The sequence below is a fragment of the Solibacillus ferritrahens genome, from assembly GCF_037027585.1.
GTDB classification, from domain to species: Bacteria; Bacillota; Bacilli; order Bacillales_A; family Planococcaceae; genus Solibacillus; species Solibacillus ferritrahens.
Window position 1 is genome coordinate 46,641 of sequence record NZ_JAXCLE010000006.1, and the last position, 12,855, is coordinate 59,495.

The 12,855-nt window shown below is 36.2% G+C and carries 12 protein-coding genes; 7 read left to right on the forward strand and 5 right to left on the reverse strand.

The annotated features are described in order from the left end of the window. Window positions 1–136: 136 nt before the first annotated feature. Window positions 137–709 (reverse strand): copper resistance CopC family protein, encoded by a 573-nt coding sequence (locus SNE38_RS07545; RefSeq protein WP_336046222.1) that lies wholly within the window; start codon window positions 707–709, stop codon window positions 137–139. Between the two features lie 342 nt (window positions 710–1,051). Between SNE38_RS07545 and SNE38_RS07550 the strand changes: the two genes are divergently transcribed. From SNE38_RS07550 to rarD, 3 genes are all read left to right on the forward strand, one after another. Further along, complete coding sequence (locus tag SNE38_RS07550) at window positions 1,052–2,815, forward strand: ABC transporter ATP-binding protein (protein WP_191703568.1); 1,764 nt, start codon at window positions 1,052–1,054, stop codon at window positions 2,813–2,815. Beyond that, complete coding sequence (locus SNE38_RS07555) at window positions 2,805–4,577, forward strand: ABC transporter ATP-binding protein (RefSeq protein WP_191703567.1); 1,773 nt, start codon at window positions 2,805–2,807, stop codon at window positions 4,575–4,577. Before SNE38_RS07550 ends, SNE38_RS07555 begins: the two co-directional genes overlap by 11 nt. Window positions 4,578–5,361: 784 nt before the next feature. Next, window positions 5,362–6,276 carry an EamA family transporter RarD gene (rarD, locus tag SNE38_RS07560; protein ID WP_191703566.1) on the forward strand — a complete coding sequence of 305 codons (915 nt, stop codon included), beginning with the start codon at window positions 5,362–5,364 and terminating at the stop codon, window positions 6,274–6,276. 57 nt (window positions 6,277–6,333) lie between these two features. Here the strand turns inward: rarD and SNE38_RS07565 are convergent, their stop codons facing one another. After that, on the reverse strand, window positions 6,334–7,128 hold the full coding sequence (locus tag SNE38_RS07565; protein ID WP_336046223.1) for a M15 family metallopeptidase: 795 nt from the start codon (window positions 7,126–7,128) through the stop codon (window positions 6,334–6,336). Between the two features lie 229 nt (window positions 7,129–7,357). Here SNE38_RS07565 and SNE38_RS07570 point away from each other — a divergent pair, with 229 nt between their 5' ends. Further along, a complete protein-coding gene (locus SNE38_RS07570) occupies window positions 7,358–7,810 on the forward strand; it encodes a GNAT family N-acetyltransferase (protein ID WP_191703564.1) in 453 nt (150 codons plus the stop codon). 73 nt (window positions 7,811–7,883) lie between these two features. Beyond that, window positions 7,884–8,111: a phosphoglycerate mutase gene (locus SNE38_RS07575; RefSeq protein ID WP_191703563.1), complete on the forward strand. Its 228-nt coding sequence runs from the start codon at window positions 7,884–7,886 to the stop codon at window positions 8,109–8,111. Between the two features lie 206 nt (window positions 8,112–8,317). Here SNE38_RS07575 and SNE38_RS07580 read toward each other — a convergent pair whose 3' ends face one another. Continuing rightward, window positions 8,318–8,761 (reverse strand): hypothetical protein, encoded by a 444-nt coding sequence (locus SNE38_RS07580; protein ID WP_191703562.1) that lies wholly within the window; start codon window positions 8,759–8,761, stop codon window positions 8,318–8,320. 257 nt (window positions 8,762–9,018) lie between these two features. Between SNE38_RS07580 and SNE38_RS07585 the strand changes: the two genes are divergently transcribed. Both SNE38_RS07585 and SNE38_RS07590 read left to right on the forward strand, forming a co-directional pair. After that, entirely contained in the window at window positions 9,019–9,546 is a 528-nt protein-coding gene (locus tag SNE38_RS07585; RefSeq protein ID WP_336046224.1) for a sigma-70 family RNA polymerase sigma factor, read from the forward strand. Next, a complete protein-coding gene (locus tag SNE38_RS07590) occupies window positions 9,536–10,573 on the forward strand; it encodes an LCP family protein (RefSeq protein WP_336046225.1) in 1,038 nt (345 codons plus the stop codon). Before SNE38_RS07585 ends, SNE38_RS07590 begins: the two co-directional genes overlap by 11 nt. A gap of 179 nt (window positions 10,574–10,752) precedes the next feature. Here SNE38_RS07590 and SNE38_RS07595 read toward each other — a convergent pair whose 3' ends face one another. Together SNE38_RS07595 and SNE38_RS07600 are read right to left on the reverse strand one after the other, a co-directional pair. Next, the gene (locus SNE38_RS07595) at window positions 10,753–12,129 is read right to left on the reverse strand and encodes a HAMP domain-containing sensor histidine kinase (RefSeq protein ID WP_336046226.1); all 1,377 of its coding nucleotides are present in this window, start codon (window positions 12,127–12,129) and stop codon (window positions 10,753–10,755) included. Beyond that, complete coding sequence (locus SNE38_RS07600) at window positions 12,126–12,803, reverse strand: response regulator transcription factor (protein ID WP_336046227.1); 678 nt, start codon at window positions 12,801–12,803, stop codon at window positions 12,126–12,128. Before SNE38_RS07600 ends, SNE38_RS07595 begins: the two co-directional genes overlap by 4 nt. Window positions 12,804–12,855: the final 52 nt, after the last annotated feature.

The following is a 12,855-nucleotide window of genomic DNA, read 5'->3' on the forward strand; positions in this document are numbered from 1 at the left end:
CTCCTTTTTATAAAGTAATGTAGTTATGGAACAAATTTTGGAGCATTCTATATAAAGAAAGCGTGTGAATTGATAAAAGAAGCGCGACAAATAGGAATGCCCAATTGAAAAGGCATTCCTCCAATAGGAAAAATAATTAACTATTTCCTTTGCGCTTAACTAACCATCTTTTATAGCTGTACATCGTAATAACAACTAATACAAGAACAATAATGGCAACAACGATGATAAGAGTCCAGATGGAATTGTCGCCCTCGGAATCGGTTTCATCTTTTAATGTATCGACAATGGAGTCTACATTGGAATCCAATTTTTCCACTGTATCTGCCGCAGTCTCTTGATTATTAGGATTTTTTGCCGTATTTACTGTAAAGGAAAATGTACCTGTCAACGGGTGTCCGTCCTCACTAATACTATTCCATTCAACTATATAAGTGTCGTTAGGAAGAGGTGAAGCTAATGTACCTGTTAAGACCCCATCTTTTACTGTCATCGAACTTATTGTTTTTTCAGAGCCGTCACTTGCTAGTACTTTAAAAATACTGCCTTCTTCAATTTCCCCTGAATACTTTAATTCAATCTTTTGCAAATCCTCTGTAACAGTCGTGCCTTTAGCAGGATTTGTTGAATCCAAGTACGTGTGTGCGTAAGCTCCAGGTACAAATAGTAAAAATGTAGCTGCAAGCGCAAGTAATAGTTGTTTCATCATTTAACTAAACTTCCTTTCATAATCGTATTAACCCGTTCCCAATCGCAGTGGAGAACATCCTATACACTTGGATTTAAAATTGCTGAGAATGGAGTGATAAATTTAGTATGGACAAAAAGCTGTGGAAATATCTAAATATACAAGGATAGAAATGAAGTGTTTCTTATGTTTTTCATGTTTAAAAGAAAGCTTAGCTTGGTGGAAAATCGGCTAATTCTATATTTAATTTCGTTGAACTAAAAAAATAATTCGGAATCCGAAAAAATATTTCTTTTTAATATATCCGAAAATTATAAAATTTGTTAAAATAGTGGAACTTGAGTAAAAAAAGAAGGTGAAAAAATGAAGGTGTTTTTGAAATTAGGCTGGTTTTTTAAAGAGCGGAAGTTTCAGTATACAGTCGGGTTGCTGATGCTTATATTTGTAGCGATTCTACAGCTCGTACCACCAAAAATTATTGGATATACTATCGATGAAATTGGGGATCAAACATTAACGAAATCAGGCCTATTCAAATGGCTTGCCATCATTGCAGTTGTAGCGATCGCAATGTATGTGTTGCGCTATTACTGGCGTCAAATGATTTTCGGTTCTTCCAACTTATTGGCACGTACATTGCGTGAAAAGCTACATCGTCATTTTACGCAAATGTCCCCGTCATTTTATCAAAAAAATCGTGTCGGCGATTTAATGGCCCATGCGACAAATGATATTAGTGCAGTACAGCAAACAGCTGGCGGTGGAGTTTTAACGTTATTTGACTCGATTACAACAGGCGGGTTTGTTATTTTAGCAATGGCGATTACCATTGATTGGCGTTTGACGTTAATTGCATTAATTCCGATGCCATTAGTTGCGCTATCGACGAGTTATTATGGCAAACTATTGCATGAACGTTTCCGCCATGCCCAGGCTGCGTTTTCGGATTTGAATGACAAAACACAGGAAAGTATTAGCGGCATGAAAGTGTTAAAAACGTTCGGTCAGCAATCTGAAGATGTAGCTGATTTTACTAAGCTTTCGGATGAAGTAGTAGAGAAAAATATGCGTGTGGCGAAGGTCGATTCTTTATTCGATCCGACAATCAGCTTTGTCGTAGGCTTAAGCTTTATGCTAAGTCTCGGCTTCGGAACAAAATTTATTCTAGAAGAGGCAATGACTGTCGGGGATTTAGTTACGTTCACTACGTATTTAAGCATTCTTATTTGGCCGATGCTGGCGATTGGGATGCTGTTTAATATTGTCGAGCGAGGTAGTGTTTCCTATGACCGTATCGAAAAAATATTAAATACACCGTTTGATATTGACGACAAGCCTAATGCCATTATGGAAAATCCTTCAGGGGATCTTGTTTTTAACGTTCAATCATTTACTTTCCCAGGAGATGCGTCCCCAACGATACGGGATATGCACTTTGAATTAAAGCGTGGAGAAACGCTAGGTATTGTAGGGAAAACAGGTGCAGGGAAAACGTCGATATTAAAGCTGTTGCTTCGTGAATTTGAAGGATATGAAGGTACGATTCAATTTGGCGACCACAATATAAACGATTACAAGAAAGAATATTTACGACAGTCAATTGGCTATGTCCCTCAGGATCATTTCTTATTTTCTGCAACACTATACTCCAATATTGCATTTGCCAATCCGAATGCTAGTTTGGAAGAAGTGCGTGCTGCAGCGAGACTGGCAAATATAGATGAAGATATTTTGAGCTTCACAGATGGTTATAACACCCTTGTTGGTGAACGTGGTGTCTCACTTTCCGGTGGGCAGAAGCAACGAATTTCAATAGCCCGTGCACTATTAATGAAACCAGAGCTTCTAATTTTAGATGATTCTCTGTCTGCAGTGGATGCACGGACAGAGGAAGCAATTTTACATGCCTTAAAGGAAGAGCGTAAAGATGCGACAACGATTATTACATCCCACCGTCTAAGTGCGATTCAACAAGCGCATGTCATTATCGTTGTAGAAGATGGTACGATAATCGAAAAAGGTACGCATGAAGATTTAATGGCTCTACAAGGAACCTATTATGAGATGTATCAGCTACAGCAACTAGAGCAATTAGTCGAGCAAGGAGGCGATCGTCATGGCGAATGATACAAATACCATTTCAAGTAAAGAACAGCAAATTGTTTTGAAACGGCTGTTTACATATTTAAAGCCTCATAAAAAGTTATTGGCGATTGCGCTGTTCCTGCTTGTGCTTACTGTAATAGGGGATATAATCGGTCCGTATTTAATCAAAGTATATATTGATGACCATTTAATGATCGGTAATTTTGATATGACACCGATTTTAATTTTGGGGATTAGTTATTTCATGATCCAGTTATTAAACGTCTTCATTACTTATTATCAAAACATTAAATTTCAGCAGCTTGCGTTAAAGGTCATACAGCAACTTCGGATAGATGTATTTTCGAAAATCCATAGGCTTGGAATGCGTTATTTTGACAAAGTACCAGCAGGTTCCATTGTATCAAGAGCGACAAATGATACCGAAGCGATTAAGGATATGTTCGTATCGGTATTAATTAGCTTTGTACAGGCAGCATTTTTAATTGTCGGTGTATACAGTGCGATGTTTTTCCTTAATGCAAAGCTTGCGCTATATATGCTGCTACTATTGCCGGTCATTATTTATATTATTTGGCTGTACCGCAAAATGAGTGCGGTCGTGTATATGCGTATGCGCGAAAAATTGAGTGAGCTTAATGCGAAACTATCAGAAACACTGTCAGGCATGAGCATTGTGCAGGCTTTCCGTCAAGAGAAGCGCTTTAATGACGAATTTGACCGTGTCAATGAAGAGCATTTCCAATCGATGATGGCGAATACGAAAATGAATAGTCTACTGCTTAGACCGATTATTGATTTAGTATACTTCACGGCTATAATTGTTTTACTGTTTTACTTTGGGTGGACATCGTTTGAAACAGCGGTTGAAGTAGGGGTTGTGTATGCGTTTATTACTTATATGAACCGTTTTTTTGATCCGATTAATCAAGTGATGGAACGGTTGGCATTGTTCCAACAGGCAATTGTTGCTGCTTCACGTGTATTTGAACTCCTTGATAACGAAGAGCTGGAGCCAGCACAGGAAAATAAGGCTGTTACCGTGTCACAAGGTCATATTGAGTTTAAAAATGTGTCGTTCAGCTATGATGGGAAACAGGATGTACTGAAAAATATATCGTTTACAGTCAATCCTGGTGAAACGGTTGCACTCGTCGGTCATACAGGCAGCGGGAAAAGCTCGATTATCAATTTACTTATGCGCTTTTATGAGTTTGAGCGCGGCGATATTTTAATAGATGGCCAATCGATTAAAGATTTTGAACAACAGGAGCTTCGTGACAAAATGGGCTTAGTGTTGCAAGATCCATTTTTATTCTACGGGACGATCGATTCGAATATCCGTTTGTACAATGAAAAGTTGACTTTACAAAAGGTGAAGGAAGCAGCTGAATTTGTGCAGGCGAACGACTTTATCGAAGCCCTTCCAGATGGTTATGAAAGCCGTGTGACGGAGCGTGGATCTACATTTTCAAGCGGGCAGCGTCAATTAGTTGCCTTTGCACGAACGATTGCAACGAACCCGAAAATTTTAGTATTGGACGAAGCGACTGCAGCGATCGATACGGAAACAGAGGTCGGCATTCAGCAATCATTGGAGAAAATGCGAAAAGGCCGTACGACTATCGCCATCGCGCACCGACTCTCGACAATTCAAGATGCAGAGCAGATTTTAGTGTTGCATAAAGGTGAAATTATCGAGCGGGGTACACATCAGCAGCTTATTGCACAAAAAGGCTTATATCAGAAAATGTATTTGCTGCAAAATGGGATAGTAGAGTAGCTAGTTGAATTGAAAAGTCATATTCATTCCTAAGATGTACGGGGGTGTATATGACTTTATTCCATTAGTGGAGCGGTGTTGGAGATGGATAGGGGCGAATATGTAGTGTTAAGTGGCGACTATCGGGTTTGAATTGACGAATAAGTGCTTAGGAGTGGCGAATATAGGGTGCTAGGTGACGAATATCAGTGTTGAATTGACGATTAAGTTAGAGTGATTGACGATTAAGTTAGACGAATTGACTAATATCATAGAATAAGTGACGAATAATTTCTCCCGCAATTCAAAAGGGCATATATGTAGTGTTAAGTGACGAATATAGGTGTTGATCTGACGAATAAGTCCGCTGAAGTGGCTAATAAAAATGAAAGTGGCGAATAAAAGGTGCTAGGTGACGAATATCGAAGTTGAATTGACGATTAAGTTGAAGTGATTGGCTAATATGTGGGAAGAACTGGCGATTATCACAAAATAAGTGGCGAATAATCTCCCCAGCATTCAAAAGGGTGAATATGTAGTGTTAAGTGACGAATATCGGGTTTGAAATGACGAATAAGTGCGCTGAAGTGGCTAATAAAAATGAAAGTGGCGAATATAAGGTGCTAGGTGACGAATATCGAAGTTGAATTGACGATAAAGTTAGAGTGATTGGCTAATATGTAGGAAGAACTGGCGATTATCACAAAATAAGAGGCGAATAAAAGCACCTGCCCCACACATCAACATTTACTTCCTTAATTTCGACATCTATAATTGAAATATAAAAATACTAGAAGGTGCAATAATGTCAGAACAAAAAAAGGGTATCCTGTTTGCAATGGGTGCCTATTTCATGTGGGGGATTGTCCCACTTTATTGGAAGCAAATCGATCATGTTGGCAGCATGGAAATATTGGTAGGGCGAGTTATTTGGTCATTCGTGTTTACAGCGCTCTTTATATTAATTATCCGCCAATATAAAGAAACGATTTCCGATATAAAGATACTATGGAAGAATAAGAAGAATTTTATTTTACTATTTATCGCGTCTGTTGTGGTTTCCATCAATTGGGGAATTTTCATCTGGGCAGTAAATAACAATCATCTACTACAGGCGAGTTTAGGTTATTATATTAATCCGCTCATTTCCGTATTGTTCGGGCTGATTTTCTTTAAAGAAAAAATTTCTAAAGCTACTACTGTTGCTGTACTGATTGCTGCAGTTGGCGTTGGCTACCAGGCATTTTTAGGTGGTACAATTCCATGGGTTTCATTAGCACTGGCCTTATCATTTGCCTCTTACGGTGTCATCAAAAAGAAAATTCCGCTTGATGCAACGCGAGGTTTAGCGATTGAAACTTTATTTATATTACCTATCGCAATTATCAGCTATATTTACTTAATGCAAACGACGGAAATTGCTTTTATGCACATCGATTGGAAGACGAATTTATTCTTAATCGGTAGTGGTATTGTTACAGCCATTCCGCTTATCTTCTTTGCGAAGGGCGCACAAAAAATTCCGCTTTACTTAATGGGCTTCATCCAGTTTTTATCGCCGACAATCAGTTTGTTACTGGGGATTTTTCTATACAAAGAGCCCTTTACTACAACAGAATTTGTAACATTCCTCTGCATCTGGCTCGCGGTATTTATCTTTTCTGCATCAAAGGTTCACGAAGCAAGAAAACAGCATATCGCTTATGCGAAAAGTGTCTAACTAAAAGAAATCGGCCACATTGCTTAAATGCAAATGGCCGATTTTTAATTCCAAAAATTATTCTATAATAGATGTAATGATAAATCCGCTTTCATTATCGCCGGATACTCTATAGTTTGCAGTATCGGGTATGTTAACCGTTGTCTTATTGTCGGTATATTGGATGAAATAAGTAGTATCATTTACTTCCGTCGTAAAAAACTGCTCTTTTTTAAGAAAAGTAATATATTCCTCCAGCACGAAATTTTGCTTCTTCATGATCAAACTATGGGGCAGGCCAACATAGCGGAAATGCCATGGTTCGTAGTTGATACCAGTCACATCAACTTTGTCTTCCGGGTAACGTAAGATGAAGCCAAAATCCGCTGCATGTTCTTCCAACCATTTACCTTCATCGACATTCTCCATTTTTCCGGCAGTTGAACCAATATCAAGTGATAAGCCAGTCTGATGTTCACTATAGCCGGATGGCAACGCATAGTCAGCTCCATGCTTTTCATAAAGCTGCTGCTGCAGTTTACCGCTGCGATACGCACTATTTATGATAAAATGTTCAATTCGATCATTCGTTGCTGCATCGAAAAGTAGCTTGAGCGGCTTTATTGCCTGATTCTCGAGTAGAAATTCTGAATTAACAATAACATTTTCCGCGATATCAGCTGGGATTGGCGCTAAATTGGTCGGGTCCTGCTTTAGCTGAATGTCCCGATTGACGAGTACAAGATTTCCGCTCGAAATTGCATAAGGTTCTAGGGATAACTGCTGTGGTAAATCTGGAGCAGCTACTTGTTTACCCATAAAAAATTGATAGCCTATAACGGCAACTATAAGTACAAAAATTAGTTTTTTCATATAATAATTCTCCTTTAAACCAAGCATAGCGCATAAAACTTAATAAAAACTGATAAGAATTCTTAAGAATATCTTAAGAATTCTAAACTTACCACATAAACTTAACCAAATCTAAAGGTTTAAAACAGTTTTATATTAGATTTTTTCGCAATCAAATTGAGGAATATAAATAATATGTTCACGTAGGAATCGGAAAATGGAATAATGGTTGAAAAAGGGGGAATCGACATTGATTATAAGAAAACTGGAGAAACAAGATATAATTCCAATGGAGTTACTGTTATTGGCGGATCCTTCAGAAAGTATAGTTAAAGAATATGTTACGAGAGGCGAATGTTATATAGCCGAAATCGAAAAACAAGTTGTTGGAGTATATGTATTATTACCAACAAGACCTAAAACCGTTGAATTAGTAAATGTAGCAGTGGCTGAAGAACATCAAGGTAAAGGTATGGGGAAATTATTGGTCACTGATGCAATACGTGTTGCAAAGAGTAAAGGATATAAAACAATCGAAATCGGGACAGGAAATTCAAGTTTAAGTCAATTAGCTTTATATCAGAAATGTGGTTTTCGAATTATCGCTATTGATTTTGATTTTTTTATTAAGCATTACGAGGAAGAAATTTTTGAGAACGGTATACAATGCAGAGATATGATTCGTTTATCCATAGATTTTTAAATTTGTTATTGTGACATACATTTTACACTCCTACTATATAATGTTATATAATTTATGGAAGGGAGTGGTATAAATGGATGGGATTGATACAAGTAAAGAAGCAATCAAAATGGATTTGGCCTTTATTAAATCTTGTTTGAGACTGGTCAATCAGACGGTGATTTTAAATATACGAAGAGGTGAAACTTTTACCGCTTCAGAAAATGAAGAGATACATATGCTTATTTCTAAAATAGAAAAGGATCTTAACAAAATTAAAAAGAATATCGACTATGAACCTAATCATATTACGAAACGTTAAGCACATGCATTATTTCAAGAAATTATTAGAATTTGTTCTTTTATCCTTAGCTATGTACCTGTCATTTTCACAGTTTTTAATGAGGGAACACACTGTCTCAAAATTATTTGCTCTAACATTTTTTTCATTTCGTTATATATAGGAATTGAAATATTTAAAACGTTTATTAAATCTCAAAGAAAAAGTAAACTATAAAACTGAAACCGCTATTTGGCCACTTTGGAATCATTACTGAAAATGCTTATTGCCAATGTCATTCCTGCAACAATGCCAACTACGTTTGGGGAAGGCATCGCTACTTTAAAGAACCAAGCTGTAATAAAGCTGTAAGAAAAGCTTTCCGGTATAAGTTTATTTACTGCTAGCGTTACAACCGTTGGATAGATTAATAAAATTATTAAACAAGGAACCGCTACACACCATAATAAAGCATGATTAACGTTTACTGACCACTTTTGTACTAGCAGTATAGAAATATACCAGCCCAACAATAGTGAAATCATTACATCATACCAAAGAACAGGTACAATATTGAACTCCATTTGTGCCGTTTGTTGCAGATGAATTTTGAAATCAAAACTTAATTTTACTAATATTATTAATCCTATAACCCAAATTATTTTTTTAAAATAGTTAGAAACGTTGCTCATTCAGACACCCCTTTTATTAATTTTAACATATAATCCCAGTGTAGCGATGAAAATAACGATATATTTGACAAATCGACCTTTCATAACAGGTTTAAATCATCTTCCCTCTATAACTTTTCTTAGAGGAGAGATGATTTTTTTGTGGGAAATATATATTAAAATAACTATAAAGATTTTTTGGGAAATTGAACCTAATATAAATTGGTAATCGTCTAATAGCAGAATTTGAAGAAGGTTGTAAAGGGAGGGGGAGTCAATTGGACAGGGAGGAAAAGGATTTTCTATTAGAAAAAATAATGATTGAATATGGCAATGAGCTGGTGCGGCTGGCATTTTCTTATGTAAAGGATGTAGAAACTGCAAAGGATCTGGTGCAAAATACGTTTATCAAATGTTATAAAAATATAGATTCATTTCGATTCGACGCGCAAATCAAAACATGGCTCTATCGTATAACGATTAACGAATGTAAAGATTATTTAAAAAGCTGGAATTATAAAATGGTGCAGGTAAAAAGCTTTATCAATGAAACTGCGAAGTCTATATTACCATCAACTGAAAAAAAGGTAATCGACAAATACAATAATGAAGAAATAAAAGATACGATTTATTCTCTTCCAAAGGTGTATCGGGAAGTAGTTTATCTTTATTATTATGATTCTTTATCGACAGAGGAAATTGCCAATGTATTAGATATTCCGGTTAATACCGTAAAGACCAGGTTAAGAAGAGCGAAGCATCGATTAGAATCAATGTTAAAGGAGGCCGAACTTCATGGAAGATAAACGATTACGAGAAAAAATTTATAATTCATCTCATCAACACCTAACATTTACGAAGGAAGACCGTAATGCAGTATTTGAAGAAATCCGTAAACAGGACGAGAATCATCAAACCCAAAAGAATGTTTCTTCAAAAAAATTCGTTCCCATAACAGTATCTTTATTGGTAGTCGGTTTATGTATGATTCTGTTTTTTCCATCAATGCTTTCCGGGGATTTTATTGAAAGATCTAATAGTAGCAATTTGAGTCAAGAATCGAACAAAGGTGTTGCAAGCGAATCAAACGCCTTGGAAGCCGAGTTTTCTACCTCGTTGATTACGGTAAAGTCCGAAGTTATGGATAATCGAATATACCTTAATCTTTTACTTACTTATAGTAAAGATAAAAAGTTGATAAAAGTTGTCTCGCTTCCTAATGATACTTATGCCCCGATATCGGAGAATGAGGATGGAACATTTTATTATGATAAATTATTGTTTGCCTATTCTTTTGGCGATGCTGAAAATGTAAAAAAGACGGCTTCAAAGTTTTTTGATATACCAATTGATTATTATGCAGTGCTTGATTTAAAAACCGTTTCAGAGTTAATTGAATCGATGAATGGGATTGAGTATGAAATACAAAAAGATATTCGATTAAGAGGAGTAACACAGGCGGCTTTTGATTTCGAAAAGGGTACACATTATTTTAACGGGGAGCAGGTGTTATCATTAATGATGGCTGCGACAGATGGGGTATACCTGGATCATGAAAACTTAATAAATCTAATAAACGCTGTAATGAATAAGGCAGAAAACGAAATTCCCAAAGCAAAATTAAAAGAGTTGTTTTCTCAAATAGAGACCAATACACCCCTGGATCATTTAGTAGATAATCCTAGAGAGATTATTTCTATAAACTCGTTACCTTTAAATGAAGGAATGTTTTCGGACGTCATACCATTAGGGAAGACAGTAGGTAAACACATTTATAGATTTGAGGAAGACTTTTTGCAAGCTGTTAAACAAGAGTTAACTACATTTAACTGAATAAGGATTGTATGAGGATAAGCATAAGTAATAGGCTTATCCTTTTTAGCAATTCTAAGTCATTAAGGAGATTGGATAATTTTCTATATAAAGGAATCAGCCTCTTCTTAATCTCAACGATTAGGAAGAGGCTGATTCATAAATACTTACAATGTGAAAATATCTTAAAGCATCGGTGTTCACTCGATGGTTTTTGTCACTGTCACTGTAACGGTTGTCCCAACTCCTGGTTTACTTGTAAAATGTATGGTTCCATTATGCAGTGTTAATACACTCTTTACTATTGATAACCCTAATCCTATACCTTCAATCGTACGTGTACGCGATGAATCAGCCCGATAAAAGCGTTCAAAAATTTGCTGTTGGTCGTGTTCACTAATCCCAATGCCGTTATCTTCAAATGTAATAGTAACAGTTTCTGGCTGTTCAATAAGCTCAATATCAATGGACCCAAACTCATTTGTATATTTTATCGCATTTGATAGTAAATTATCCCACACCGCATTTAACAATTCTGCATCTGCATAGATTTGTACTTCAGGTAGAGAATAGCTAAGCATTAAATTTTTTTGTTGAATTTGCCATTCATAATGCTGGAGCAGCTGTTTGATTTGTTTACTTACTGAAAATAATTTAGGTTTTAAAGGCAGGTCTTGCTGATCGAGCGTTGTGAGCTGTAAAAGTTGATTCGTCATAGTCGACAGTCGAGTAATTTCATGATGGATTGTATTAATATATTTTTGATTTATTGGATGCTCTTTTTCAATTAATGTGACATAGCCTTTAATATTTGAGAGAGGTGATTGGAAATCATGCGAAATATTTGCGATGAATTCTTTACGCTTCTCTTCAACTTGTGAAAGCTGTTTTGACATTTGCATAAAGCTTTGTGATAATCGTCCGAGTTCATCAAGTCTTTTAATATCTAGCTTAATATCGTATTTTCCCTTTGCAATACAAGTGGTAGCTTCGGTTAACTTTGTAATAGGTTTAACAATTAACTTCGTACATAATAAAACAAGTAATATGCTAAGGATAATCATTAATAATAATATTGTGGCAAATAAAAAGTGCATTTCATTAAATAACAACTTTATATTCGTTCTTACAAATAATGCGTAAGTCTCACCTTGATACTGAAGCGGAACACCTATTGAGTTTTTTAATTCATTTGCAAAAAAACCAGTCACAAATGTTTGATGGGGAAATTGTAAAATCCCATGATAAATAGTACCATCTAGAACCTGCTGAATTGTTGCATCTTCAATAGATGTGTCACGAAATGGATCCTGAAATGTAGTAGATTGCAATTCACGGTTAAAAACCATAATATGGTAACCGAGTGATGCCGAGTGCTGTAAATACTCGTGTAACTCAAGTTCTGGATGAGTTTCAATATAATTTGCCAATTCAACAGCAAGTAGTGTTGTCTTCTCATCATTTTGAGGCTTTAAGGACTGTTGATAATACAGGTTGGAAAAAAAGAAGGCCACTATGCTGCTGAATACCATAATGACAACCGTTGTTATGACAAATTTTGCATATAATGATTTCATTGAATTTCCTCTATGGAGTAGCCAATACCACGAACGGTTTTAATTTGAATTCGCGGTGTTAATTTTAAGAGTCGTGCACGTAATCGCTTAATATGTACATCAACCGTCCGTTCATCACCACTATAATCAATACCCCATACTTCCTCAATTATTTGTTCGCGTGTTAGCACTTGTGTAGCATGTTTGACTAAAAAGGCCAATAGCTCAAATTCCTTTAAAGGTAGCAATAATGTCCGTTCATTTATAATGACTTCATAGCTTTTATATAAAATTGTAAGTGGACCTAAATGGTAAGTAGCTGAAGGTGTAGTTGCTTCGTAACGACGAAGGAGCGCTTCTACACGAAACTGTAATTCTTTTGGATCAACAGGCTTTACGACATAATCATCCGTTCCAGCTACATACCCCTTTTCCTTATCCTCAAGTTGTCCCTTGGCTGTTAATAAAATGACAGGAAGATTATAGTAATTACGAATAGCTTTAGTAAGCTCATAGCCGTCTAAATAGGGCATCATCACATCAACAATTGCAATTGTAATCGTATGCGTCTTCAATCGCTGAAGTGCCTCCATACCATTCTTTGCATTCAGGACTTGATAGCCTATCTTGGAAAAGTAAATTGTAATGACGTCGCGTACAAGCGGATCATCATCAACAACTAAAATGGTAGTCATCGTCTAAACTCCTAACCTCTATTTAAAATAGCCCAGCATAAGCTGCGCTATT

What these genes read in the sequence shown, in the direction of transcription:
- SNE38_RS07580 (WP_191703562.1), bottom strand. Translation starts at nt 8,761, where the DNA reads ATGAGCAACGTTTCTAACTATTTTAAAAAAATAATTTGGGTTATAGGA.
- SNE38_RS07555 (WP_191703567.1), top strand. Translation starts at nt 2,805, where the DNA reads ATGGCGAATGATACAAATACCATTTCAAGTAAAGAACAGCAAATTGTT.
- SNE38_RS07575 (WP_191703563.1), top strand. Translation starts at nt 7,884, where the DNA reads ATGGATGGGATTGATACAAGTAAAGAAGCAATCAAAATGGATTTGGCC.
- SNE38_RS07550 (WP_191703568.1), top strand. Translation starts at nt 1,052, where the DNA reads ATGAAGGTGTTTTTGAAATTAGGCTGGTTTTTTAAAGAGCGGAAGTTT.
- SNE38_RS07595 (WP_336046226.1), bottom strand. Translation starts at nt 12,129, where the DNA reads ATGAAATCATTATATGCAAAATTTGTCATAACAACGGTTGTCATTATG.
- SNE38_RS07590 (WP_336046225.1), top strand. Translation starts at nt 9,536, where the DNA reads ATGGAAGATAAACGATTACGAGAAAAAATTTATAATTCATCTCATCAA.
- SNE38_RS07565 (WP_336046223.1), bottom strand. Translation starts at nt 7,128, where the DNA reads ATGAAAAAACTAATTTTTGTACTTATAGTTGCCGTTATAGGCTATCAA.
- rarD (WP_191703566.1), top strand. Translation starts at nt 5,362, where the DNA reads ATGTCAGAACAAAAAAAGGGTATCCTGTTTGCAATGGGTGCCTATTTC.
- SNE38_RS07600 (WP_336046227.1), bottom strand. Translation starts at nt 12,803, where the DNA reads ATGACTACCATTTTAGTTGTTGATGATGATCCGCTTGTACGCGACGTC.
- SNE38_RS07545 (WP_336046222.1), bottom strand. Translation starts at nt 709, where the DNA reads ATGATGAAACAACTATTACTTGCGCTTGCAGCTACATTTTTACTATTT.